At 63.8% G+C, this 25651-nt stretch carries 23 protein-coding genes and 1 tRNA gene; 2 read left to right on the forward strand and 22 right to left on the reverse strand.

Annotation, left to right across the window (positions count from 1 at the left end; genetic code table 11):
• Nucleotides 1-25 precede the first annotated feature (25 nt).
• The 20 genes from FFS30_RS01735 to FFS30_RS01830 form a co-directional block, all read right to left on the reverse strand.
• Complete coding sequence (locus FFS30_RS01735) at nucleotides 26-1807, reverse strand: DNA translocase FtsK (RefSeq protein WP_283235187.1); 1782 nt, start codon at nucleotides 1805-1807, stop codon at nucleotides 26-28.
• A 969-nt stretch (nucleotides 1808-2776) separates the two neighbouring features.
• Nucleotides 2777-2852: transfer RNA gene (locus FFS30_RS01740), tRNA-Lys, on the reverse strand.
• A gap of 183 nt (nucleotides 2853-3035) precedes the next feature.
• Complete coding sequence (gene queC, locus FFS30_RS01745) at nucleotides 3036-3734, reverse strand: 7-cyano-7-deazaguanine synthase QueC (RefSeq protein ID WP_137911390.1); 699 nt, start codon at nucleotides 3732-3734, stop codon at nucleotides 3036-3038.
• 24 nt (nucleotides 3735-3758) lie between these two features.
• On the reverse strand, nucleotides 3759-4415 hold the full coding sequence (queE, locus tag FFS30_RS01750) for a 7-carboxy-7-deazaguanine synthase QueE (RefSeq protein WP_137911391.1): 657 nt from the start codon (nucleotides 4413-4415) through the stop codon (nucleotides 3759-3761).
• Nucleotides 4416-4494: 79 nt separating this feature from the next.
• Nucleotides 4495-5364 carry a tol-pal system protein YbgF gene (gene ybgF, locus FFS30_RS01755; protein ID WP_343182319.1) on the reverse strand — a complete coding sequence of 290 codons (870 nt, stop codon included), beginning with the start codon at nucleotides 5362-5364 and terminating at the stop codon, nucleotides 4495-4497.
• Nucleotides 5365-5443: 79 nt separating this feature from the next.
• Nucleotides 5444-5962, reverse strand: coding sequence for a peptidoglycan-associated lipoprotein Pal (gene pal, locus FFS30_RS01760; RefSeq protein WP_137911393.1), 519 nt, complete (start codon nucleotides 5960-5962; stop codon nucleotides 5444-5446).
• Nucleotides 5963-6027: 65 nt separating this feature from the next.
• Nucleotides 6028-7341: a Tol-Pal system beta propeller repeat protein TolB gene (tolB, locus tag FFS30_RS01765; RefSeq protein WP_137911394.1), complete on the reverse strand. Its 1314-nt coding sequence runs from the start codon at nucleotides 7339-7341 to the stop codon at nucleotides 6028-6030.
• A gap of 3 nt (nucleotides 7342-7344) precedes the next feature.
• On the reverse strand, nucleotides 7345-8289 hold the full coding sequence (locus tag FFS30_RS01770) for a cell envelope integrity protein TolA (protein ID WP_171014362.1): 945 nt from the start codon (nucleotides 8287-8289) through the stop codon (nucleotides 7345-7347).
• A 27-nt stretch (nucleotides 8290-8316) separates the two neighbouring features.
• A complete protein-coding gene (tolR, locus tag FFS30_RS01775; RefSeq protein WP_137911396.1) occupies nucleotides 8317-8745 on the reverse strand; it encodes a protein TolR in 429 nt (142 codons plus the stop codon).
• Nucleotides 8746-8878: 133 nt separating this feature from the next.
• Entirely contained in the window at nucleotides 8879-9568 is a 690-nt protein-coding gene (gene tolQ / locus FFS30_RS01780) for a protein TolQ (protein ID WP_137911397.1), read from the reverse strand.
• Between the two features lie 8 nt (nucleotides 9569-9576).
• Complete coding sequence (gene ybgC / locus FFS30_RS01785; protein ID WP_249352116.1) at nucleotides 9577-9987, reverse strand: tol-pal system-associated acyl-CoA thioesterase; 411 nt, start codon at nucleotides 9985-9987, stop codon at nucleotides 9577-9579.
• A 110-nt stretch (nucleotides 9988-10097) separates the two neighbouring features.
• Complete coding sequence (gene ruvB / locus FFS30_RS01790; RefSeq protein ID WP_137911398.1) at nucleotides 10098-11168, reverse strand: Holliday junction branch migration DNA helicase RuvB; 1071 nt, start codon at nucleotides 11166-11168, stop codon at nucleotides 10098-10100.
• A gap of 139 nt (nucleotides 11169-11307) precedes the next feature.
• Complete coding sequence (locus FFS30_RS01795) at nucleotides 11308-13206, reverse strand: potassium transporter Kup (RefSeq protein WP_137911399.1); 1899 nt, start codon at nucleotides 13204-13206, stop codon at nucleotides 11308-11310.
• A gap of 36 nt (nucleotides 13207-13242) precedes the next feature.
• On the reverse strand, nucleotides 13243-13833 hold the full coding sequence (gene ruvA / locus FFS30_RS01800) for a Holliday junction branch migration protein RuvA (RefSeq protein ID WP_137911400.1): 591 nt from the start codon (nucleotides 13831-13833) through the stop codon (nucleotides 13243-13245).
• A complete protein-coding gene (gene ruvC / locus FFS30_RS01805; RefSeq protein ID WP_137911401.1) occupies nucleotides 13830-14441 on the reverse strand; it encodes a crossover junction endodeoxyribonuclease RuvC in 612 nt (203 codons plus the stop codon). The genes ruvA and ruvC overlap by 4 nt, the downstream gene beginning before the upstream one ends.
• A 111-nt stretch (nucleotides 14442-14552) precedes the next feature.
• Nucleotides 14553-15200: an alpha/beta hydrolase gene (locus FFS30_RS01810; protein ID WP_137911402.1), complete on the reverse strand. Its 648-nt coding sequence runs from the start codon at nucleotides 15198-15200 to the stop codon at nucleotides 14553-14555.
• 11 nt (nucleotides 15201-15211) lie between these two features.
• Nucleotides 15212-16540: a glycosyltransferase family 39 protein gene (locus FFS30_RS01815; protein WP_171014363.1), complete on the reverse strand. Its 1329-nt coding sequence runs from the start codon at nucleotides 16538-16540 to the stop codon at nucleotides 15212-15214.
• A gap of 35 nt (nucleotides 16541-16575) precedes the next feature.
• Nucleotides 16576-18348 carry an aspartate--tRNA ligase gene (gene aspS / locus FFS30_RS01820; protein ID WP_137911404.1) on the reverse strand — a complete coding sequence of 591 codons (1773 nt, stop codon included), beginning with the start codon at nucleotides 18346-18348 and terminating at the stop codon, nucleotides 16576-16578.
• A 244-nt stretch (nucleotides 18349-18592) separates the two neighbouring features.
• Nucleotides 18593-19141 carry a DUF3011 domain-containing protein gene (locus tag FFS30_RS01825; RefSeq protein WP_137911405.1) on the reverse strand — a complete coding sequence of 183 codons (549 nt, stop codon included), beginning with the start codon at nucleotides 19139-19141 and terminating at the stop codon, nucleotides 18593-18595.
• 110 nt (nucleotides 19142-19251) lie between these two features.
• Nucleotides 19252-19602: a zinc ribbon domain-containing protein gene (locus tag FFS30_RS01830; RefSeq protein WP_137911406.1), complete on the reverse strand. Its 351-nt coding sequence runs from the start codon at nucleotides 19600-19602 to the stop codon at nucleotides 19252-19254.
• Between the two features lie 207 nt (nucleotides 19603-19809).
• Between FFS30_RS01830 and FFS30_RS01835 the strand changes: the two genes are divergently transcribed.
• Nucleotides 19810-21570 (forward strand): tetratricopeptide repeat-containing sulfotransferase family protein, encoded by a 1761-nt coding sequence (locus tag FFS30_RS01835; protein ID WP_137911407.1) that lies wholly within the window; start codon nucleotides 19810-19812, stop codon nucleotides 21568-21570.
• Nucleotides 21571-21656: 86 nt separating this feature from the next.
• Nucleotides 21657-24161, forward strand: a complete 2505-nt coding sequence (locus FFS30_RS01840; protein ID WP_137911408.1) for a TonB-dependent receptor — start codon at nucleotides 21657-21659, stop codon at nucleotides 24159-24161.
• Nucleotides 24162-24209: 48 nt separating this feature from the next.
• Here the strand turns inward: FFS30_RS01840 and FFS30_RS01845 are convergent, their stop codons facing one another.
• Nucleotides 24210-24740 (reverse strand): hypothetical protein, encoded by a 531-nt coding sequence (locus FFS30_RS01845; protein ID WP_137911409.1) that lies wholly within the window; start codon nucleotides 24738-24740, stop codon nucleotides 24210-24212.
• Nucleotides 24737-25483: a DUF1223 domain-containing protein gene (locus FFS30_RS01850; protein WP_171014364.1), complete on the reverse strand. Its 747-nt coding sequence runs from the start codon at nucleotides 25481-25483 to the stop codon at nucleotides 24737-24739. Before FFS30_RS01850 ends, FFS30_RS01845 begins: the two co-directional genes overlap by 4 nt.
• Between the last annotated feature and the right edge of the window lie 168 nt (nucleotides 25484-25651).

The following is a 25651-nucleotide window of genomic DNA, read 5'->3' on the forward strand; positions in this document are numbered from 1 at the left end:
TTCGCCCCACCCCGCCGCAGAGCGGTCAGATTTCCTCGCCCGCACCACCCGGCGCAAGCACTTCGCGCACGCCGTTGCGGCCGAGAGCGGAGACGAGTCCCGCTGCTTCCATGCTCTCGACCAGCCGCGCCGCACGGTTGTAGCCGATGCGGAACTGGCGCTGCACTGAGGAAATCGACGCGCGCCGGCTGCGCACGACAAAGGCGACCGTCTCGTCGTAGAGTGGATCGGCTTCGGCGTCCTCCGCTTCGCCGAACAGATCGTCGGGAGCTGTATCGGACGGCGGTCCGGCGAGAATGTCGGCGCGATAGTCCGGCTCGCCGAACTGCTTGAGCCAGGCGACGACGCGATGCACTTCCTCGTCGCCGACGAAGGCGCCGTGCACGCGCTGCGGATAACCCGTGCCGGGCGGCAGAAACAGCATATCGCCCTGGCCGAGCAGCGATTCGGCGCCCATCTGGTCGAGGATCGTGCGCGAATCAATTTTCGACGACACCTGGAACGCGACGCGCGTCGGGATGTTCGCCTTGATCAAGCCCGTGATCACGTCCACCGACGGGCGCTGCGTCGCGAGGATCAAATGGATGCCCGCGGCGCGCGCTTTCTGCGCGAGGCGCGCAATCAATTCTTCGATCTTCTTGCCGGCGACCATCATCAGGTCGGCAAGCTCGTCGATGACGACGACGATCATCGGCAAGGTATCGAGCAGTTCGGGCTCGTCGAGATTCTTCGACACCGGATTGCGCAGCGCTGCGCCGGCCTCGCGCGCCGCGCGAATCTTGGCGTTATAGCCGGCAAGATTGCGCACGCGCAGCGCGGACAGGAGCCGATAGCGTTCCTCCATCTCGACCACGCACCAGTTGAGCGCGTTCGCGGCGAGCTTCATGTCGGTGACGACCGGCGCGAGCAGGTGCGGAATGCCTTCGTACACCGACAGTTCAAGCATCTTCGGATCGATCAGGATCAGGCGCACCTCGTCCGGCGTCGCCTTGTACAGCATCGACAGAATCATCGCGTTGACCGCGACCGATTTGCCCGAGCCGGTCGTACCGGCAACGAGCATATGCGGCGCACGCGCGAGATCGGTCACGACCGGCTCGCCGACAATGTCCTTGCCCATCGCGAGCGCGAGCGGCGAGTCGTGGCGCTTGTAGGCCGGCGTGCGCAGAATGTCGACGAGACCGATCATCTGGCGCTTCTCGTTCGGCAGCTCCAGGCCCATGCAGGTCTTGCCCGGAATGGTTTCGACCACGCGGATCGAAGTGCGGCCGAGACCGCGCGCGAGATCCTTCATCAGCGCGACGATCTGGTTGCCGCGAACGCCGACCGCGGGCTCGACTTCGAAGCGCGTGATCACCGGCCCCGCAGAGGCGCCGAGCACGCTGACCGGCACCTTGAACTCGCGCAAGCGCTGCTCGATCAGGCGCGAGGTGTCTTCGAGGATTTCCGGCGAGGCGACGTCGACGATTTCCGAAGAGGAAGACAGCAGATCTAGCGGCGGCAGGTCGACGCGGATCTTCGGTCGTGGTGAGCCGATTTCGGCGGCTGGAGCCGGATCGTTCGCTTTCAGCGATACGGGCACGGAGACCGGTGCAGTTGCGGCGACCGCCGCGGGCGGTGGAGCGGCTGTGGCATCGTCATTCGACGCACGCGGCAAAGCCGCCGAAACGAGCTTGGTGAACGACGTCGGCGCGTAGTGCGCATTGTCGTCCGCAGGTGCGGGCTCGCTCGTTGGCTCGTGCACGCCCAATGCAGAAGACGGCTCTGGCGCCATCGACGCCGCAGCCGATTCGGTGAGAGTTTCCACATCGTGGATTGCCGAAGGCGATGCCATCGACAAAGACGTTGGGGCGTTTGCTAGCGCAGTCTCGCTTGAAGACGTAAGCGACGTCACTTCCGGCGTCACGGATTCCACGCGATGTACAGGCTGTGCAGCGAATTGTGTACTGAGCGCGGCCGTCTGCGTTTCTACTGTCACGCTCGGCGGCAGCATTCCAGAGGGCGCATTCTCGACCTGCTGCGATTTGGCCGGCTGCGCAATAGCCTGCGTTGCCACGGGTGCAGCGGGTGCACCGGCCGACCTGCGCGCCGGGATCACTTGCGGCGTCGATTCGATGCGGACGGGTGCCGCAGGCTGTCTAGCAGGCGGCGGCGTGGTCGCAGCTACGCGCGGGCGAGACGCCTCACTCTCGCCGCGCAAGGTGCGCACAATCGCCGCTGCCGACGCCGACGACACGCGCGCGGAACGCGTCGCAATCGGCGCTGACGCAGGTGGTCGGTTAGCAGTTGTTGGATTGTGTGGATGCCGTGGAGCCGGCGCGGATTTTTCCGGCGTCGCTCGCGCCTGGGGCGATGCGGCCCGACCTTGTGCCGGCTTCGCCGACGGAGTACGCGGTGCTGGGGCTCGATCCGCACTGACACGCCGCGCCTGCTGCCGCGATCTCGGACTGCGTCGGCCACCGCCACGCGTGCGCCGGCGGGAGATCAACAAAATCCCGAGCGCCGCCACGGCCAAGACCACGAGAATCCACCCAAACATGTGCGGCAACGAACATCCCTTTCAAACAGACGCCAATGTTACCGCATGCCCTCTCTTCCGCTGAGAAAGTCGAGCGCGATGCGCAAATCGCAGTTAGCGAAAGTCCGAAGATCATAGAAGAGCAGTGACTGCCTCGCATTCAAACAGGCGGGATCAACACCGCAACGTCGGCAGGAGCACGGGACGCTCTTCGCAAGAATGCGACAAACCAGAAAGATCGTGACTGTTCGATGCGATTGGTGGGCCGTGCAGGAGTCGAACCTGCGACCAACGGATTAAAAGTCCGCTGCTCTACCGGCTGAGCTAACGGCCCTACTTCAATCGAACAACGCGTCGCGAACGAGCGCGTTCCCTTGCATCCTTCGGGGCCATGCCGCGAAGCGAAAGGCCTAAAGCGAGGGAGCCTCGCCCGACCGGGCCGCGCAGTTTAGTGGGCTCGGACGGAATCATCAAGAAAAACCCGCTGTCCGGCAAGCGTTTGCGCGAATCTCAGGAACTAGCGATAGCGCGTCGGATCGGCCACGCCGGCATCGGCGAAACCGAGCGCACGCAGGCGGCAGGCGTCGCAATGGCCGCAGGCGCGGCCTTCGTCGTCGGCCTGGTAACAGGAAACAGTCGTAGCGAAGTCGACGCCGAGCTCGATGCCGCGCCGCACGATGTCGGCCTTGCTTAGGCGGATCAGCGGTGCGCGCACGCTGAGCTTCGCGCCTTCGACGCCGGCCTTGGTGGCGAGGTTGGCGAGGCGCTCGAACGCGTCGATAAATTCGGGGCGGCAGTCGGGATAGCCGGAGTAGTCGACCGCGTTGACGCCGCAGAAGATGTCTTGCGCACCGAGCACTTCGGCCCAACCGAGTGCGATCGACAGCATGATGGTGTTGCGCGCCGGCACGTAGGTGACCGGGATGCCTTCGCCGCTCTCGCCTTGGTCGGTGTCCTGCGGCACGTCGATATCGTCGGTCAGCGCCGAGCCGCCGATGCTGCGCAGGTCGACGCGCACGGTCTTGTGCGCGACGGCGAGCTGCCCGGCAACGCGCTGTGCAGCAACGAGCTCGGAGGAGTGGCGCTGCCCGTACTCGACGCTGAGCGCATAGCAGGCGAATCCCTGTGCGCGCGCGATCGCGAGGGTGACGGCGGAGTCCATGCCGCCGGAGACGAGGACGACGGCGCGCTTGGGAGAGGTCGATGCGGTGGTCATGAAGCGGTTTCTTCGGCGATTCGGTTATTTGCCAGGCTCATTGCCCCAAAGCAGCTTGTGCAACTGCACCTGCATGCGGACCTGGCGGCCGTCGGCGATGATCCAGTCGGCGAGGTCGCGCGGCGCAAGTTTGCCGGCCACGGGCGAGAACAGCACTTCGCTGCGTGCGGACAGTTCGTGCCGGTCGAGCACGTCGAGCGCCCAGTCGTAGTCGGCCCGATCGGCGAGAACGAACTTGATCTGGTCGTGCTCGCCGAGCACGTCGAGGTTGCTCCACAAGTTGCGCGCGGACTCGCCCGAGCCTGGCGCCTTCACGTCGACGACGCGACTGACGCGCGGGTCGACCTGCGAGACGTCGAGTGCGCCCGAGGTTTCTAGCGAAACGTCCAGGCCCTCGTCGCAGAGGCGGCGCAGCAGGTCGAGACAGCGCTTCTGCGCGAGCGGCTCGCCGCCGGTGACGCAGACATGCCGCGTTTTATACTTTTTCACTTCCGCGACGATATCGCCGATCTCACGCCAATCGCCGCCGTGGAACGAATACTCGGTGTCGCACCAGACGCAACGCAGCGGGCAGCCGGTCAGGCGCACGAACACGGTCGGCCAGCCGACCGAACGCGCCTCGCCTTGCAGCGAGTGGAAGATTTCGGTGATGCGCAAGCGTTCGGATGGCGTTTCGGACATAGGATCGTAGGGGCGCAACTCTTCGCGCCCGCATTGCATACACAGAAAGACCGGGCGCGATAAATCGCGCCCTACTGGCTCAACGCCGCTCCATTTTCAGAGCGCGCAGGCGGCCCTGGGCGAGATTCGCTTCCTGCGTGCCCGGATATTTGGCGACGACCTGGTTGAGCGTCGTTTCGGCCTGATCCCACTGCTTGAGTTCGTACTGGCAGTAGCCGACCTTGAGCAGCGCCGCCGACGCCTTCTGGCTGTTCGGATACTGCGCGAGCAGTTTATTGAACGCGTCGAGCGAGATCGGATAGTTCTGCGTGACGTAATACGACTCGCCAAGCCAGTAGTAGGCGTTCGGCGTCAGGTCGCTGTTCGGATACTGGCCGATAAAGCCCTGGAACATGCGTGCGGACTCGGCGTAGCGGCCGTCTTTGAGCGCCGCGAAGGCCTGGTCGTAGGCTGCCTTCTCGTCGGCCGGATTGGCCGGTGCGGAAGGCGTCTGCGATGCGCCAGTCTGCAGCGGTGTCTGCGCTGCGCCGGCGGGAGGCTGCGAGCTATTCGCCGCCGCCGTGCCGCCGAGCGCAATGTCCTGCAGTTGGCCGTTGTTGGCCTGCGGATTTGCCGCAGGCGCGGCCGTACCGGGCGCCCTGCCTTCGAGACGGCCGATGCGCGAATCGACGTCGATGTATTGATCCTTGCTCTGCTGCTTCAGCTGGTCGAGCTGATGCCTGAGCTCTTCGTTCTGGCCCTGCAACTGCTGGACCTGCGACTGCAGCGCATTGATCTGGTTGACCAGCTCGACGCTGCCCTGGCCGCCCTGCCCTTGCTGCTGTTCGAGCCGGGTCACGCGCTCGGCGAGACTTTCACGCTGGGCGTAGGCCGGCTGTATCGGCAGGAGGACGGAAAACGCAACGGCGGCCGCGAGGGCCGCCGTGCAGGTGAAACGAGTCGAAATCATTGACATGGTTTCATCAAATCACAATGAGGGGAAGGCGCGTAGGTGGTTTGGACCCCCGCGCCCGCCCCAGGTTCCGCCATTACTGCTTCGAGGTGTAGACGATCTCGACGCGGCGGTTCTTCTGCCAGCAACCTTCGTTGTGCTCGCGGCAGACCGGCTTCTCTTCACCGTAGCTGACGACGTTGAGCTGGCTCGTCGACGCACCGGCGGCGGCAACGGCGCTCGACACCGCGTTGGCACGGCGCTCGCCGAGGCCTTGGTTGTAGTCGCGCGTACCGCGCTCGTCGGCGTTGCCTTCCAGCGTGACGCGCGCACCCGGGAACTGACGCAGGTAGGCGGCGTGGCAGGCGATCTGCGCCTGGAATTCCGAGTGGATCTCGGTCTTGTCCAGATCGAACAGGATCACGCGCTGACGCAGGCAGGAATCGCGGTCGAGATCTTCGGGGCCGCTGTACGGGCCGGACTTGGCCGGAGCGGTCGTCGTCGACGTCTGTTCCGGCGGCGGCGGCGGGGTCGGCTTGGGCTTGTTGCTCGAGCACGCGGCAAGCGCGGCTGTCGCAACGACGGTGGTCAGGAGAATACGGAACGGGAGCTTCATGTTGTTAGCCTCAGTGTTTTGCCAAAAAGGGGAAGTCACTCGGTTCGACATCCGGTCGAGATTTCTTATTGTCCACGCTGCCGATAGGGCGACCAGGCTGGCGAACGAACGTCCCCGTCGGCCAGAACCAGCCGTTGGCGGACGCGACCGTCCGCCGATACAGCATAGAGTACGTCGCGCGATCCATCGGTTGCGGCATACAAAAGCATGCTCGCGTTCGGAGCAAAACTCGGCGATTCGTCGAAATTCCCCGGCGAAATGACCGTGTTGCTACCCGAAGCACGATCCAAAACGGCAATATGATACATGTTTTTATTGCCCTGCGACATGGCGATTTTCTTGCCGTCGTAGCTCACTGTGGCCTTGGCATTGGCGTCGCCGTTGAAGGTGACGCGCGATTCGCCGCCGCCGCCGGCCGAGACCTGGTAGATCTGCGGCTTGCCGCCGCGATCAGAAGTGAAATAGAGAGTCTGCCCGTCCGGCGCCCAGACCGGCTCGGTGTCGATCGCGTAGTTGCGCGTGATCTGGGTCAGCGCGCGGCTGCCGAGATCCATCACATAGATGTCCGGATTGACCCCGTTCGACAAACTCAGCGCGAGCTTGCTGCCGTCGGGCGAGAACGCCGGCGCGCCATTGATGCCCTTGCGTGCGGAAACGACTTCGCGCGCACCGGTGCCGATGTCCTGGATATAGATCGCCGAGGAGCCGCGCTCGAACGATTCATAGGCGAGCTTGCGCCCGTCGGGCGACCAGGCCGGCGACAGCAGCGGCTGGCGCGATGAGACGACCTGCTGCGGACCATAGCCGTCGGAGTCGGCAATCATTAGCGCATAAGAAGCGTTGTTGCCGAGGCCCTTGGCCGTCACGTAGGCGATGCGGGTATCGAATGCGCCGCGCACGCCGGTGATCTTTTCGTAGACCACGTCGGCGACGCGATGCGCGATGCCGCGCATATCGCTGCGCTGGCCCGGAATCGTAAGGCTAGCTAGATTCTTCTGATCACCGACGGTGTACAACTCGAATTCGACCTTGACCTCACCCGCGCCGGCGTCGATGACACGGCCGACGACGATGTAGTCTTGCTTGAGCAGGCGCCAGGTCGGGAACTTGATGTCGGTGCCGCGCGCCGGCGACTCGACGATATCGGTCTTCGCCAGCGTGCGGAACTGGCCGCAGCGGTTGAGATCGTTACTGATTACATCCGAAACGCTGGTTTCAGGAGGTGCACCGCCGCCCTGCCACTGGAACGGCACCACGGCGACCGGGATCGCCGAAGCATTGCCGTTAGAGATTTCTAGGGTCAGTCCTTGCGCGAGCAGCGGCGTCGCACAGCATGCAAGCACGAGAGCGGCGAGCCAAGTCAGAAGTCGCTGGTGCATGTCTTAGGTTCCGTCGTATTTGAAAATAAAAGTGATGTTGCGCTGGAAGACGCTTTCATAACCCTTGTAAGGCAATGGCTGCGCCTTGGTGACGGCCTGCTTGATCGAATTCTGCGTCACCATGTCGGCATTGCACGGCGAGCCGATCGTCGTGTTGATCACCGTGCCGCCAGGAATCTGCGTGATCGTGATGGCACAGCGTACACCGGTCGGCGTCGTATCCGGGCGATTCCAATTATCAGTCACGACCTTGATGATCGCTGAACTGTACTCGGCGAGCAGGCTCGTATCGGTACCGTTCATGCCGGTTTTCGCCTCGCTCGCCTCAGGCACGTCGGCCGCCTGCGCCTTGACCGGCGGAGGCGCCGACTGCTGTTTCTGCAAGTCGTCGAGCTGCTGCATTTTCTGCTGCGCGAGCTTGAGTTTTTTGTCGTTCGCGGCGCGCTCCTTGCGGATGTCTTCGAGCTGTTTCTGGATCTGCTGCTGCTTCTCGCGCTGCTCCGCCTCCTTGCGCTCCTCTTCCTTCTGCAGCTCGATCTGCTTCTGCTTGACCTTTTCCTCTTCGGCCTTCTTTGCCTGCTGGGCCTTGAGCATCGCCATTTCGGCGATCTTTTCCTGATCGCGATTGTCGTTCTTCTGCACCGTCGGCGGCGGCGTCTTCTCGGGCTGCGGCGGCGGGGGCGGCGCGGGCTTCGGCTCGGGCGGCGGCGCTGCTTCTTCCTTCGGCGGCGCGGGCGGCGTCTTGCTCACGGGCCGCGGCTTGGGTGCGGCGACCTTGCCGACAAATTCGGCTTCGATGATCGGTCCCTCTAAGGTCGGCATCGCCTGCGGGGTCACCCAGATCAAACCGAGGAACAACGACGCGAACACGCCCAGATGCACGAGCAGTGCATACAAGTAAGCGCGCGCTTTGTCGCTGGAGGTTTCCATCGTCGTTTTGACGGGCATCGTGGGACGAGTTGTCGTCGCGGACCGTTACTGCTTCTTGTCTTGCACGGGCTGACTCATCAGCCCGACTTTCGTGACGCCGGCAGCCTGCAGGCCCGGCAGAATGTCGTAGACGGCGCCGTAGCTCGCGCGGGTGTCGCCACCGATCAGCACCGGAATCTGCGGATTCTGGCGTACGAAGGCACCGACTTTCTTGATCAGATCTTCCTGTCCGATCGCTTCACGTTGAGCGCTGCCGAGCGTGAGGAACAGCTTGCCGTCCTGATCGACGCTGATCAGCACAGGCTCCTTGTCGACCTGCACTGCTTTCGCGGTCGATTGCGGCAGTTGGATATCGACACCGAGATTGAGCAGCGGCGCCGTCACCATGAAGATGATCAGCAGCACGAGCATCACGTCGATGTACGGAACGACGTTGATCTCGGCTTTGAGTTTGCGTTTCTTACGCGTGCGCATGGTTATTCAATCGCTCGAAGAGCTTTTCTTTGCCACGGATTACACGGGTCAAATCTGATCAGGCAACTTGGACCAAATCTGTTCGATTTCGCTTTTATCCGTGCAATCCGCGTCATCCGTGGCCAAATGTTTCTCACACCCCGTCGTCGGAGTGAACCTGTCGCTGCAGGATCGAAGAGAACTCTTCGACGAAGGTGTCGAAACGCGTCGACAGACGCTCGATCTTGGTCTGGAAGCGGTTGTACGCCCACACCGCCGGGATCGCCGCGATCAGGCCCATCGCGGTCGCGATCAGCGCTTCGGCGATACCGGGCGCGACGGTGGCGATCGTCGCCTCCTTCATATTCGCAAGACCGACGAAGGCGACCATGATGCCCGCGACCGTGCCGAGCAGTCCGACATAAGGGCTGATCGAGCCGACGTTGGCGAGAAATTCGACATTCTGTTCGAGCCGGTCGAGCTCGCGCGACTCGGCCACGCGCATGCCGCGCTGGGCGCCTTCGAGGATAGTGCGCCCGTCGAGGCGACCGCGCTGGCGCAGGCGTGCGAATTCGCGAAAGCCCGCTTCGAAGATGCTTTCGATGCCGGTCGTCGCGCCGTTCGAAGTGACTTCGCGGAACAGGCCGGCGAGATCGGCGCCCGACCAGAAGCGCTCCTCGAATTCGTCCGCGCCTTCCATCGCCCGGTTGAGCATCGCGCGTTTGCGGAAGATGATCACCCAGGACATGAAAGAAAAGATCAACAGGATCATCATCACGATCTTGACGAACCAGCTCGCTTGGAGCACGAGGTCGAGGATGTTCAGGCCGCTGGCGGTGGGCATGTGGATTCTTATCGGTTCGAGGAAAACAGGGTTTCAGGGATGCGCTGAGGCTTGAAATCGGTGGCGGCGACGCAGGCCACACGCACGCGCGCCGTCACAAGCGCGGCGCCATTGCTGCGCAGAAGTATACGTTGCACAAAAGTCATCGAAGCTGAACGGCGCTCGACCGTTTCGATCGTCGCTTCGAGCTCGTCATCGAGCCGCGCGGGCGCCAGATACTCGGCCGTCACGTCGCGCACGACGAAGACGACGCCGAGCTCTTCGCGCACGCGCGACTGGTCGATGCCGAGGCTGCGCAACCACTCGGTGCGCACGCGTTCGAGGAAGCGCAGGTAGTTCGCGTAGTAGACGACGCCGCCGGCGTCGGTGTCTTCCCAGTAGATGCGGACGGGCCAGGAGAAGACGGGATGAGCGGTCAACGGTGAGCGGTCAGCGGGAACGGCAGCTCGTCGCGGCTCGCTGTGCATTTCGGCATCTGCATCGAAAACTCTCTCGAAGTGACCGGCCGCCTGCTCCTTCCGCCGACCGCTCACTGCTCACCGCTCCCCGTTCCGCCCTCACCGCTCCCCGGCTCAAAAAGATCCTCGGGCGCCGGCTCCCGCTTCGGTGCCTTCAATCCCAGGTGTCGATATGCCTTGTTCGTGACCATGCGCCCGCGCGCCGTGCGCATCAGATAGCCCTGCTGGATCAAATAAGGTTCGAGTACGTCTTCGATCGTGCCGCGCTCTTCGCTCAGCGCCGCGGCGAGCGATTCGACGCCGACGGGGCCGCCGTCGAAGTGGTCGATGATCGTGCCGAGCAGGCGCCGGTCGAGCGCGTCGAAGCCGGCGGCATCGACCTTAAGCATTTCCATCGCGGCGATCGCGACCTCGCGCGTGATGCGACCGCCCGCCTTCACTTCGGCGAAGTCGCGCACCCGGCGCAGCAGGCGGTTGGCGATGCGCGGCGTGCCGCGCGCGCGATTCGCGATTTCTGCGGCACCGTCGTCGGCGCATGGGATGTTCAAGATTTTCGACGAGCGGCGCACGATCGCAGCGAGTTCGTCGGGCGTGTAGAACTCGAGTCGCTGCACGATGCCGAAGCGGTCGCGCAGCGGATTGGTCAGCATGCCGGCGCGCGTCGTCGCGCCGATCAGGGTGAACGGCGGCAGGTCGAGCTTGATCGAGCGTGCGGCCGGGCCCTCGCCGATCATGATGTCGATCTGGTTGTCCTCCATCGCCGGGTAGAGGATTTCCTCGACCACGGGCGACAGGCGGTGGATTTCGTCGACGAAGAGCACGTCGCGCGGCTGCAGGTTGGTCAGCAGCGCGGCGAGATCGCCCGCGCGCTCGATCACCGGCCCCGACGTCGTACGCAGATTGACGCCGAGTTCGTTCGCGATCACATGCGACAGCGTGGTCTTGCCAAGCCCGGGCGGCCCGAAAATCAGGACATGGTCCAGTGCCTCGCCGCGCCGCTTCGCCGCTTCGATATAGATGCCTAGCTGCTCGCGCACCGCCTGCTGGCCGAGGTATTCGGACAGCTTCTGTGGGCGGATCGAGGCTTCGAGCAGGTCGTCCTCGCGCGTGGCCGACGAGGAGATAAGGCGGGAATCGTTCATGCCGGCATTATGGCAGCGGTCAGCGGTCAGCGGTCAGCGGTCAGCGGTCAGCGGTCAGCGGTCAGCGGGAAGAGCTATGTGCCAAAGCAACGATCCGTCTTCTTCCGCTCACCGCTCACCGTCCCGCCGCTCACGCTCTTCAGATTTCCACCTGCGTTCCAAGCTCGATCATGCGGTTGCCGGGAATGCGGAAGAACGCCGTCGCCGGGCTGCCGTTGCGGGTCAGGAAGGCGAACAATTTGTCGCGCCACATCGGCATGCCGCGCGCGCCGGCCGAAGCGATCACGTTCTCGCGGCTGAGGAAGAACGTCGTGTCCATCATGTCGAAGCCGAGGCCCTTGGCCTCGCAGTTCTGCATCGAAAACGGAATATCCGGGTCCTCGGCGAAGCCGTAACGCAGCACGACGCGATAGAACTCGTGGCCGAGCGCGGTGATCTCGGTGCGCTCGCCGTACTCCGCGACGGGCGTGTCGAGTGTCTCGATCGTCATCAGGATATTGCGCTCGTGCAGCACCTTGTTGTGCTTGAGATTGTGCAGCATCGCGTTCGGCACCGCGTGCACGTTCGCGGTGAGGAACACCGCCGTGCCGGGCACGCGCAGCGGCGGATGCGCGGTCACGCTTTCGATGAACGGTTCGAGCGCGAGACCGCCCTGGCGCAGCTCGCGCAGGACCAGTTCGCGGCCCTTGCGCCAGGTGCTCATGATGACGAACGAGCCGAGGCCGAGCACGAGCGGGAACCAGCCGCCGTGTTCGATCTTGATCGCGTTCGCGCTGAAGAAGGCGACGTCGATGATGAGGAAGGTCACGCCGGCGAGAATGACCGACAACCGACTCCAGCCCCAGATGCGGCGTGCGACGACCAGAGCAAGACAGGTCGTGATCGTCATCGTGCCGGTCACTGCGATGCCGTAGGCTGCGGCGAGATTCTCCGACGAACGGAAGCCGATCACGGCGCCGAGAATGAGGACCATCAGGGTGCCGTTGACCCATGGCAGGAAAATCTGCCCCTGCGTCTCCTTCGAGGTATGGACCACGGCCATGCGCGGCGCGAATCCGAGCTGGATCGCTTCGCGCGTCATCGAGAACGCGCCGGTGATCACCGACTGCGAGGCGATGATCGTCGCCACGGTCGCCAGCGCGATCATCGGATACAGCAAGCCACCGGGCACCATGAGATAAAACGGATTGCTCACCGCTTCGGGCTTGCCGATCAGCAGCGCGCCCTGGCCGAAGTAGTTGAGCACGAGCGCGGGCGAGACGTAGCTGAACCAGGCAATGCGGATCGGCTTCTTGCCGAAGTGGCCCATGTCGGCATACAGCGCCTCGGCGCCGGTCAGGCAGAGCACGACGCCGCCGAGCGCGAGAAAAGCGTGCGCGCCGTTGTCGCGAAAGAACGTCACCGCGTGCCACGGATTGACCGCGTACAGCACCTGTGGCTGCTGCAGAATCTGGTACACGCCGAGCGCGGCGATCGAAGCGAACCAGAGCAGCATGATCGGCCCGAACATCGCGCCCATCTTCGCGCTGCCGCGCTTCTGGATCGTGAACAGGCCGACCACGATGACCAATGTGATCGGCACGACCCAGCGGTCGAGCGCCGGTGCGGCGACCTTGACGCCTTCGACCGCGGACAGGATCGACACAGCCGGCGTGATCACGCCGTCGCCGTAGAACAGCGACGCGCCGAACAGGCCGAGCACGACGATGACGCGCTTGAGTGCGACGTTGTCGCGCGCGCCGCGCTGGGCCAGCGCCATGAGCGCCATGATGCCGCCCTCGCCCTTGTTGTCGGCGCGCATGATGAAGACCACATACTTGAGCGAGACGACCATGACCAGCGACCAGAACATCAGCGACATCACGCCGAGCACGTTCTCCGGATTCGCCGGTATACCCTGCTCGCCGAAAGTCACCTGCACCGAATACAGCGGCGAGGTACCGATGTCGCCGTAGACCACGCCGAGCGCACCGAGCGCGAGCGCGGCAAGCGCCTTGGTGCGCGCGGAGCCTGTAGCAGTTTGTGCGTTGGATTGCATGAGCGTCCCCTGAAACAGAACCGTGTATCCGCGCCGCTAGCGCAATGCCGCCTTGAGCGCCTTGCGGATGATCGCTTCGGCATCGTCGCCCGCGGCGAACGCATCCTTGACCAGCCGCGCCGCTTCGGCCGGCTTGTAGCCGAGCTGCTGCAACGCACTCGATGCTTCCGTCTGCGGGTCCTTCGCCAAGCCGACCGCGCCCGCAACCGGCGCAGTGAGGGCCATGCCGTCGACGCGGTCGCGCAGCTCGACGATGATGCGTTCGGCAGTCTTCTTGCCGATGCCGGGAATCCGCGTCAGCGCGGCGATGTCACCCGCCTGCACGAGGCGCGCGAACTCGTCGGTCGATACGCCCGACAGCACCGCGAGCGCCGTCTTCGCGCCGATGCCCGAAACTTTCTGGATCGTGCGAAACAACGTGCGCTCGGCTTCGCGCAGGAAGCCGTACAGCGACACCGTGTCTTCTTTCGCCGCGTAGTGCACGTGCAGCGCGACCTCGCGGCCGACTTCGGGCAGATCGAACACCGTCGACATCGGCGCCTCGACCTCGTAGCCGACACCGCCGACGTCGATCACCAGCCACGGCGGCTGCTTCGAGGCGAGGATTCCGCGCAGACGCCCGATCATCGCCAGCTCCTCCACGACGAGGCGCTGCCGCGCGTGCGCACCAGCGCGGCGAGCGGTGCGCTCGCGTGCAGGCGCTGCGCGCTTTCGCGCGCGTGCGCATGGGTCAGCGCGACGGCAAGCGCATCGGCCGCGTCGGCCTGGAGCTTGCGCTCGATATTCAAAAGTATACTGACCATGTGCTGCACCTGGCGTTTCTCCGCACCGCCGCCGCCAACCACCGATTGTTTGATTTCCTTGGCCGAGTATTCGGCGACCGGCAGACCGCGATTGACCACTGCGCAGATCGCGGCGCCGCGCGCGTGGCCAAGCTTCAGCGCAGAATCGGGATTGCGCGCCATGAACACGCGCTCGATCGCGACTTCGTCGGGCCGATGCTCGGCGACGATCGCGCAAAGCTCATCGAAGATCTGCTTGAGGCGCAGCGGGAAGCTGTCGTTGTCGAGCAGGTTCAGCGCAGTATGGAAGACGTGGGTCGTGCGGCCGCCGGTGTCAATGTCGACGATGCCGACGCCGGTGCGCTGCGAGCCGGGATCGATGCCGAGTATGCGCACCGAACCGGGATTCGGGATTGCGGATTCGGGATTCGAGACGGCGCGGCGCAAAGTCATGGCTTGTTCGTTGAAGTAGGCGCAACGGACATCGTGAAAAGAATCCCGCGCAGCGAGTGCGCGCTTTTCCCGAATCTCGAATCCCGAATCTCCAATCCCGGCTCCACCATTCTACGCCGCAGCGGCGTGATGAAAGCGTTTGTTACGCAAAAACGACACGGTCTGCGCCGCTGCCTCGTCGGAGAACAGCAGGCCCGTGTGTGTCGCCGGCACGACGATGTGATCGGTCAGTCCGGGCAACTGCGTCTCCTGCACGCTGACCGTGCCGTCGTGCGGCAGCGGCAGCCCACCCATCACGAGGCCGAGGCCGAACGGCAGCCGCCCCGCGATCGCGCCGACCGGACGTTTGCCGTTCCAGCGCTCGAAGCCTTCGAGCAGCACGTCGAGATTCTTGCCGATGAAGAACGATCCACCCGGAAGCTGGGCGATGCTGCGCGCGACGGCACTGCCGCGCAATGGCGAACCCAGGCAGACGACGCACCCCGGCTCGAGATCGGGCAGACGGCGCAGCGCACGCAAGGTCATCAGGCCGCCGAGGCTGTGACAGACGAAGTGAATCTTCTGCGGCGGCTTCGGCGCGGCCTCGATCGAATGCACGAGCTCGACGAGCTTCTCGACGCTGCGGTCGTGCTCGCTGAGCACGCTGGCATAGTCGAAGAAGTGCACCGTATAGCCTTCGCGTTCGAGCCGACGATGCAGCGCCGCCAGAGTGAAGGCGCGCATCCACAAGCCGTGTACGAGGATGACGTGTTCGCCCATTCGCTCTCAATTCACTTCATCAGACCCAAGCCCGTGTTCGGCTTGTGGCTGTTTGCGTAGTTGTTGCGTTTTGCCCTATGTGAGAGCACGTAGCCAGCTAGTCGTGCGAGCAAAGTAACGCTCAAAACGATCTCCAAAGGTCGAAAAGGGTTCGCATATCTCGCATCGGGAGTCAATGTTGTATAGACAAGCTCTGCATAGCAAAACGTCAAGACACACAACAGAAGTGCACGATCCTCTGTGCGCAAGCCTTTGCGCCAAATAGACAAAAGTACGAGCAGAGCCATGACAAAAGCGGCAACCGCCAAAGGGGTATTCAATCCATAACAAAAAGCAGCAATGAACCGGTAGAGCGGATTGTTTTCGAATGGTGATGCAAGCATAGGGTAGACGTAGATATCACCGGCCCCCTGCACTATGGACCACTGCCAAAGCAGCGCAGGTTTTTGCGCAAACCACATCGCATAGTACAGGGGGGCGTGGCGAATACGTGCGAACACCGCAGCATAGGCAGCACTTTTATCTTGCGCATACAACTCTCGCCCCTCCATCACACGCTTCGCCGCGATTCCAGCAGGAAGGTTGGGGGCGTGATGGTAATCAACAAAATCTGGCTCCAAGCCGATCATCACGTTCTCGAACAGCCGCTCGCCACCCGAATGTCCCTGAGGCGATTCGGTATGCGCATCTCGCACGGCCCATAGCGCGGGCAGCGACAGAGCGGCAACAAGAAAGATTGTGGTCTGCAGATACCGCTTCGCTGGCAGAATGGCAACCAGCAGTAGGAACGGAAGCAGAATAATCATCTGATTCACAAGCGCTGCAGCAGCAACGGTTGCTCCGGCTATCGCATAAATGAAAGGGCGGCCGGATTCCGATGCACGCACGAGTAGAAAAATGGCACCCACAACCAATCCACCGAACATGGTTTCGGTCAACACGTAACCACCCTGAGTGATCAAGTGTGGCCATACTGCTATCAGCAACCCTGCACCGAACGCATAGTTTCTACTCAGCCAACGCCGCGCGAGAGCAAACATCACCATCGCGATAGCAGCCCCGATCAACGCCTGCATCAACAGTACATACCAGTATGTCGTCCCGATATCGCTCCCCAATGCCAGAGGCAACGCGATAACTGCAGGAAACCCCGGAGCTCGAAAACTGTCCGGTAACGGTACGCCGCTCTGCGGATCCGCGATGGAAAAAACGCCGTATTGAACGACATTCATCGCGATCCGAAAGTACTGTCCTGCATCCGCGCGCAACGGGATGTCTACCTGCATGGTGAAGAGATAGAAGAGGCGCAGACTCAAAGCAACTACTCCGATCACGAGCATCGGCGCAACGCTACGCAGATGGGCAAAGCCTCGCATCAGGCTTTCTGGGGCTTCACCACACGCACGTGCAGTTCCTGCAGCTGCGCTTCAGCGACATTCGATGGCGCGCCGGTCAGCAGGTCCTGCGCGCTCGCCGTCTTCGGGAACGCGATCACGTCACGGATCGATTCGGTGCCGGCCATCAGCGCAGCGATGCGATCGATGCCGAAGGCGATGCCGCCGTGTGGCGGCGCGCCGTACTTGAGCGCTTCGAGCAGGAAGCCGAACTTGAGCTGTGCCTCTTCCGCACCGATGCCGAGCAGCTCGAACACGGTCGACTGCATTTCCGGGCGATGGATGCGGATCGAGCCACCACCGATCTCGTTGCCGTTGAGCACCATGTCGTAGCCGCGCGATACCGCGGTCGCCGCGTTGGCCTTGAGGTCGGCAACGTCGTCGACTTTCGGCGCGGTAAATGGATGATGCAGGGCGACGTAGCGCTTGGCTTCGGCGTCGTACTCGAACATCGGAAAATCGGTGACCCAGAGCGGCGCCCAGCCCGCAGCGACGAAACCGAGATCCTTGCCGACCTTGAGGCGCAACGCGCCCATGTAGTCGCTGACCGTCTTGTACGGACCGGCGCCGAAGAAGATCACGTCGCCGTTCTGCGCGCCGACCGCCTGGAAGATGCCTTCGATCGCCTTGTCGTCGAGGAACTTGGTGATCGGCGAGGTGAGACCGTCGCGGCCTTTGGCGATATCGTCGATGCGAATCCACGCCAGACCCTTCGCGCCGTAGCGCGTGACGTACTGGCCGAGGTCGTCGAGATATTTCCGCGGTTGCGCGGCACCGTCCGGCAGACGCAGCGCGGCGACGCGACCACCTGCATCGTTGGCGGGACCGGCGAACACCTTGAAATCGACGTGCTTGACCTGCTCGGCGATGTCGACGAGCTGCAGCGGAATGCGCAGGTCGGGCTTGTCCGAACCGTACAGACGCATCGCCTCGGCATAGGTCATGCGCGGGAACGGAGCGGCCAGCTCGACGCCGACGACTTCCTTGAACACCTCGCGGATCATCGCTTCGACCGTATCCTGCACGTCGGGCTCTTCGACGAAGGCGAACTCCATGTCGAGCTGAGTGAATTCAGGCTGGCGGTCGGCGCGCAGATCTTCGTCGCGGAAGCAGCGCGCAATCTGGTAGTAACGGTCCATGCCGGCCATCATCAGTAACTGCTTGAACAGCTGCGGCGACTGCGGCAGGGCGAAGAATTCGGTCGGATGCACGCGGCTCGGCACGAGATAGTCGCGCGCGCCTTCGGGCGTCGCCTTGGTCAGGATCGGCGTCTCGATGTCCTGAAAATTGCGCGCGTCGAGATAGCGGCGCAGTGCCGCGACCAGCTTGGTGCGCATGCGCAGCTTGCGCTGCATATCTGGGCGGCGGATGTCGAGATAGCGGTAGCGCAGGCGCGCGTCTTCGCCCGGCGTGTCGTCGAGCATGAACGGCAGCGGCGCCGCGGCGTTGAGCACTTCGACCGTGCCCGCGAGTACTTCGATCTTGCCGGTGCGCAGGCGATCGTTGATCTGCGCGCCCGGACGGGCGCGGACCGTGCCGACGATGCGCAGGCAGTATTCGTAGCGCACCTGTTCGGCCACACCGAACGCATTCGCATTCTCCGGTTCCACGACGACCTGGACCACGCCCTCGTGGTCGCGCAGATCGATGAAGATCACTCCGCCGTGATCGCGGCGCGTATCCGCCCAGCCGCAAAGGGTGACTTCGGAACCGACGAGGGTCTCGTCGACGAGACCGCTGTAATGCGTGCGCATGCCCAAAATTTCTCCAAAAAAATCCGGCCCTGGCGGCCGGTTGCGATTTATCGCATCGGCCTCCCCAGAGGCCGACACCGAATGCTACGAGGGTTTTTGCTGCACTGCAAATAAGAACCCCGGAAACACCGACACCCGCCGTAGCGGGTGTCGGTGTTTTTCCTGGACTTATGCCGCCGTCCGTGACGGCGAAGATCGGCAAACGGCCATCCCTGGCCGCACTTCTCAATGCAAAACGCTTAACTTACCAGCGCCGGTCGATCGAAAAGACGCCGCGGCAACCCTGAGTCACCCACACACCCGCGCGGTTCCAGCCCCAGCTCTGGCCTTCGTAGCACGGCGAGCGCGATTCCTGGCGCTCCAAATAGACGCGCCCGCGGCCGCCGACGTCGACCTGGCAGAAGTGATTCTGGCCGTCGTTGCTCTCGCAACGGATCGTGAAGCGCTGATCCCAACCCGGGCCCGGCTGCCAGGGCGGCGGCGTCGGACCGGGGCCCGGCGGCGGGTAATAGCCACCACCGCCACCGCCGGCTTCGGCGAAACGACCCGAGCAGCCGCGGTCGACCCAGATGAAACCGCGGCGATCGAAGCCCCAGTTGCGCCCGCGCATGCACTGCGTATCGGACAGCTGGCGCACCAGGCGCGCGTCGCGCCACGGCACATCGCAACGCTGATAGTTGTAGCCGCTGCTGCTGCAATCCGTCGTATTGCCGTAGTACTGCGCGTGCACTTCCCCGGTCGGCACCATACCGGCCGCCAGAACCATACCCGCTGCGAGAATTCGAACCAACATACTCATACTCCCTTTGATTGAGTCGCAGCCAGTGTAACGGAGCCGGCGCGCGCGGGAATATGCGAAAAGTCGTGCGGCGGACCGCCGTTTAATTCACAGTCGGGCGCGGATCAGGCTTTGTTCACCGGGGCACTATCGCTCTTCGGCTTTGCCGCCGGCGCGGCCTTGCCCGCATCGCCCGTGGACGCCGCCGGCTTCGCCGCGGAATCGGCCTTCGCCGTATCGGCACTCGGCTTCGCCGCTTCGCCCTTGTCGGTCAGATTGCGCTTCTTATCGCCGTCCTTCTTGAAGTCGGTTTCGTACCAACCGCTGCCGCTCAGGCGGAACGCGGGCGCAGTGAGCCGGCGCGAAACGCGCTCGGCACCGCAGTTCGGGCACACGGTCGGATCGGGGTCGCTGAGCTTCTGCAGGCGGTCGAAGCGGTTGCCGCAGGCGGCGCATTCAAATTCGTAGATCGGCATCGTCATTCCATTTTTCGGGTCGTCTGGCGCAGCGGGCGGACGGGCAAGCGCGCAGCTTGGGGTTGGCCGCCGGCAAATTCAAGCCAAATTTGGCACAGTGGTAGTTATTGCGGAGTTGTTGCAATATCGAAAACCAAGGGCGGCGGGGATATCCGCCCTGCTCCTGCGGGAGTGGAGCTTGCGCATGGCACACCGTCTAGGCGTCGTATGCTCGAATGCGGTAACGCGATCGACCCGAACATCGCTGCATTGCGCGCGGCCGCGGCACTCGCGCCGACGCAGCCGCAGGTGTGGCGGCGGCTCGGCGACCGCCTGCTCGCCGCGGGCGACGCGTCGGCCGCGGGCGACGCCTATCTCGAACACGTCCGCCACAGCGTCCACGATCCGGCGCTGATGCACGCCGCGGCCGCACTCGCCGCGAACCGCATCCCGGAAGCCGAAGCACGTCTGCGTGCGCAGCTGCGCGAGGCGCCGACCGACATCGTCGCGATCCGCATGCTCGCCGAACTCGCTGTGCGCATCGACCGCGTCGAGGACGCGGAGAATCTGCTCGCGCGCTGCCTCGAACTCGCTCCCGGATTCCGCGAGGCGCGGCACAACTACGCGATCGTCCTGCACCGCGCGAACAAGCCGGTCGAGGCGATCGCGGCACTCGAAGGCTTGCTGCGCGACGAGCCGCGCAATCCGCAATACCGCAACCTCAAGGCGGCCGTGCTCTGCCGCATCGGCGAATACGCACCGGCGATCGCGATCTACGCCGAGCTGCTGCGCGAGCACCCGCAACAGGTGCCCGCCTGGCTCAGTTACGGCCACGCACTGAAGACCGAGGGCGAGACCGAGCGCGCGATCACGGCCTATCGCGAGTGCATCGCGCTTGATCCGGGCTTCGGGGAAGCCTATTGGTCGCTCGCCAATCTCAAGACCTTCCGTTTCGGCGATGCCGAGATCGCTGCGATGCGCACCGCGCTCGCCGACCCGAAATCGGGCGACGACGAAGCCGATAAGGAGCGCCGCCTCCATCTCGACTTCGCCCTCGGCAAGGCGCTCGAAGACCGCGCCGACTACGCCGCGTCATTCGCGCACTATGCGAGCGGCAACGCGCTGCGCCTGCAACTCGCGCCGTATCACGCCGACGACACCAGCGCACGCCTCGCGCGCGCGAAGGCCACGTACACACCGGAATTCTTCGCGCGGCGTCAAGGCACGGGTTCGCCTTCGGTCGAACCGATCTTTATCGTCGGCCTGCCGCGCGCGGGCTCGACCCTGATCGAGCAGATTCTGTCGAGCCACTCGCAAGTCGAGGGCACGATGGAGCTGCCCGAACTGACCACGATCACGCGCGCATTGCGCCGCGCCTCGGCGAGCCGCGAACCGGGTGCCTACCACGACGCACTCGCACGCATGGACGCCGGCGAACTGCGCGCGCTCGGCGAGGAATATCTCGCGCGCTCGGCGAAGCACCGCAAGCTCGGCCGGCCGTATTTCATCGACAAGATGCCGAACAACTTCGCCCACGCCGGCCTGATCCATCTGATCCTGCCGAACGCGAAGATCATCGACGCGCGCCGCCATCCGCTCGCCTGCGGCTGGTCGTGTTTCCGCCAGCATTTCGCGCGCGGGCAGAATTTCGCCTACCGCCTCACGGACATCGGCCGCTACTACCGCGACTATGCGGACCTGATGCGCCACTTCGACACGGTGCTGCCGGGCCGCATGCACCGCGTCGTCTACGAGAACATGGTCGCCGACACCGAGTGCGAAGTGCGCGCGCTGCTCGACTACTGCGGCTTGCCGTTCGAAGACGGCACGCTGCGTTTCTTCGAAAACGATCGTCCCGTGCGCACGGCGAGTTCGGAACAGGTGCGCCAGCCGATCTACAAAGCCGGCGTCGATCATTGGCGGAACTACGAACCCTGGCTCAACCCATTGAAGGAGGCACTCGGCACCGACCTGACACCACCCGTTTGATCGATAAGAAATCGGCGCGGACGGCATGGGGATGCGTTCGCAAGAACAAGAAGTCGAATCGTTGCATTGCACTTGGGAGAACGTACGTGAAAAAAGTCCGCCCCGGAGCGCGATCGCGCCACCCCGGTCGCTCCGCCTGTATCCGCCTGCCGCTCGCCGCAGCCATCCATTTCGCCTGCCTCACCGCCGCTTATGCGACGGACGCGGACCAGAACGCGCCATCGGTACCGCCCGCCGATCAGACGGCGGCCAAGCCGACCGCCGCGCTCGGCGAAGTCACCGTGACCGCACAGAAGCGCGTCGAGAACGCGCAGGCCGTGCCGCTCAGCATCGAAGTGCTGTCCACCGACAAGCTCAGCGAGATGAACGTCAACGGCCTCACCGATTACGTGAAAATGCTGCCGTCGGTGTCGCTGCAGAGCGCCTCGCCGGGCTTCTCCCAGATTTATATGCGCGGCGTCGCCAGCGGCAGTACCGGCAACAGCGGCATCGCCAATCATTCCGGCCCGATGCCGAGCGTCGGCGTCTACCTCGATGAAGAGCCGATCACGACGATCCAGGGCGCACTCGACGTGCACATCTACGACATCGCGCGCGTCGAGGCACTGGCCGGTCCGCAGGGCACGCTGTACGGCGCTAGCTCGCAATCGGGCACGATCCGCATCATCACCAACAAGCCCGATCCGTCCGCGTTCTCCGCGAGCGTCAGCACCGAACTCAATTCGATTTCGCACGGCACCCTGGGCTATACCGTCGAAGGTTTCGTCAATGTGCCGCTGCGCGAAAACCTCGCGCTGCGCGTGGTCGGCTGGAACGAGCACGACGGCGGCTATATCGACAATGTGCTCGGCTCGCGCACCTACCCGACCTCGGGCATCACCGTGAACAACGCGAACCTCGTGCACGACGACTACAACGAATCGTGGCTCAAGGGCGCGCGCGCGGCGCTCAAGCTCGACCTCAACGACGACTGGTCGATCACGCCGACGATCATGGGCCAGAGCCAGCACAACGGCGGCATCTACGCGTTCGATCCGAAGCTCGGCGACCTCCAGGTCAGCCACAGCCTGCCGGAACATCAGGAGGACCGCTGGGTGCAAAGCGCCTTGACCGTGCAGGGCAAGATCGGCAACTTCGATCTGGTCTACGCGTATTCGCACCTCAACCGCAGCGACTGGCTGGATCAGGACTACGCCGATTATTCGTTCTGGTACGACACGTTGTCGGGCTATGGCAAGTACATCACCGACAAGAACGGCAACTACATCGATCCGCGCCAGCACATCCACGGCGAAGACCAGTACGCCAAGAGCAGCCATGAGCTGCGCATTTCCTCGCCCAAGGACGAACGCTTCCGCTTCGTCGCCGGCTTTTTCGCCGAGCGTCAATCGCATCGGATCTATCAGAACTACCAAATCAACGGCTTCGACCCTGCACTGTCGCCGACCGGCTGGCCGGGCACTTTGTGGCTGACCAAGCAGCACCGTGTCGACGAAGACTACGCCGTGTTCGGCGAAGCGAGCTACGACATCACCGACCGGCTCACCGCGACGGTTGGCGAGCGCTTCTTCCATACCGAGAACAGTCTGCGCGGCTTCTTCGGCTTCGGCCAGGGTTACGACCAACTCACCAGCAGCAGTCAGGGCGAGATCGCCTGCTTCAGCAACTACAAGTTCGACGGCGCGCCCTGTACCAACCTCGACAAGACCACCAAGCAGAACGATCACGTCGGCAAGGCGAACCTCACCTACAAGTTCGAGCCGGACAAGATGATCTACGCAACCTGGTCGGAAGGTTTCCGTCCGGGCGGCATCAACCGGCGCGGCACTCTGCCGCCGTATCAGGCCGACTTCCTGACCAACTACGAGTTCGGCTGGAAGACCGAATGGTTCGACCACCGCCTGCGCTGGAACGGCGCGGTCTACGAAGAAAAATGGAAGGACTTCCAGTTCGCCATCCTCGGCGCCAACGGCCTGACCGAAATCAAGAACGCGAACCAGGCGCGCATTCGCGGCATCGAATCGAACCTGACCTGGGCCGCCACTTACAACCTCACCCTGAGCGGCGGGTTCTCCTTCCTCAAGTCCGAATTGACCGCGAACTACTGCGGCGCCACCGACGCGAACGATCAGCCGATCACCAACTGCGCCGTCGGCTCCGTCGATTTTCCCAACGGGCCGCAGGCGCCGAAGGGAACGCGACTGCCGGTGTCGCCGAAACAGAAAGCCAACATCAGCGCACGCTACGTCTTCGATGCGTTCGGCGGCGAAGGCTATTTCCAGGTCGCGGGCTTCGTCGAAGGCCGGCGTCGCACCGATCTGCGTATCAAGGAGAACGGCCTGATCGGCGACATGCCGGGCTACGGTTCGGTCGATCTTTCCGCGGGCCTGAAGAAGGACGCCTGGGCGTACGACATCTACATGAAGAACGCGTTCGACAGCCGCGGCGAATTGAACCGCTACGCCGAATGCGCGATCGCCTCCTGCGTGCAGCCGGCCGGCAGCCAGTACGCGAATGCTTTCGGCCAGACCTACATCGTGCCGATCCAACCACGCACGATCGGTGTCCGCGTCACGCGCAATTTCGATTAGCGTTGCGCAAGCGCAAACGAGCGAACCGGGCGCAATGCCCGGTTCGCGTTACTGGGCTCGGCGCCAGTAGCTTCGCGTGGCGAACGCGATGATCAGGCCGAAGATCAGGTGCATGCCGATATCGCTCGCACGCGCCAACGACAGCGTCAGCTCGTAGGCATGCTTGGCGAGCGGCGAGTTCGACAACGGCACGACGAGGAAATTCATCGTGCAATAGATCGCGAATCCGTAGAGCAGCCCGCAGGCGACCGCCCGCTCGCGCAGCACGCGCAGATTGCGGCTGGCGAGAAAGAACCACCACGCCGCGACGACGAGAATGACGTAGTGCGCGACGAAGCCGACCGCGGCCGTCGCCAGGCCGCCGGTGTACGCTTCCTGCCCGTAGATGCCGCTCGCGATCGTATGCAGCACGCGATCCGGCATTGCCCCGCGCAGCAAATAATAGAGTCCGCAGGCATAGATCAGATCGAGCGTCGCCGCCGCCGCGCCGGCGCCGAGCACCGTGCGCCATGCGGACGGCCGCCGTCCGCCGTCGTCGTCCGCACCGAGGGAGATCGCGCGCAGGCTTGTCGTGTTCATCGTTTGCATTCCGTCAAAGGCAGGCGCAGGACCTGTTCGATGCTGTTGTCGTCCTCGTCCTGCACGTAGGCGACCACGGCGGCATTACTCAGCGCCGCGCCATCCGGAAGACGCAATTCGATCTGCGCTTCCGGCAACTTCAGCGGACCGGCGAAATCGCGCACGACTTGGTCGTGTTCGAGTTTGCGGCCCTGGTTCTCGCCGCCGCGGATCTGCTGGACCAGGCGGTTCTCGGTCAGCGCGACGTAGAAGCGCTTGTGCTCCGCATTCGCGGTAGCGTCGGCGCGCAGGCGCAGTTTCACCGCGTCCCCGACCTCGGCCGCGAGATGCAGCTTCACTGCCGCGTCCGACGACGCCGACTGCGCGGTGCCGGGCGCTGCGCCTTTCGGCCAACCGCTCCACAACTTGCCGTCGAGCCAGATCTGCGGCGTGTACACCTGCGCGTTCGCACGCCGCGTCTTCGCCTCCTGGCGCTGCGCGTACTTCGCTTTTGCGTAGGGATCGTGCCACGCGGGCGAATCCCAGTAGTCGACGTGGAATTCCAGGCCGACGAGTTGCGCGCTGTCGCGGATCGAACTCATCCACTGCTCGGCCGGCGGGCATGAGTTGCAGCCCTCGCTCGTGTACAGCTCGACCAGATGCGCGCGCGCCGTGCCGCTCTGTATTTCGCAGGCATCGGCCTGCGCCGCCGCCAGCAGCGTCGCCGTGAGCACGGCGGCGAATCCTCGTTTGCGTTGAAGCATGAATACTGGTCCGAAAGCTGCTTGGGCCGTGGCCCGATGTTCGGCGATCGCGCCGCATGGAAGGTTGCCGAAATTGCCGGTCTGCGCTGCCGCGCAAACAAATGTTGGCGATTCGTGCGAGCGCGCAATCGCGGCACAACCATTGACCACTCGTGGGCACATTTCCTT

This window comes from Rudaea sp. 3F27F6 (assembly GCF_005503555.1).
GTDB lineage: Bacteria > Pseudomonadota > Gammaproteobacteria > Xanthomonadales > Rhodanobacteraceae > Rudaea.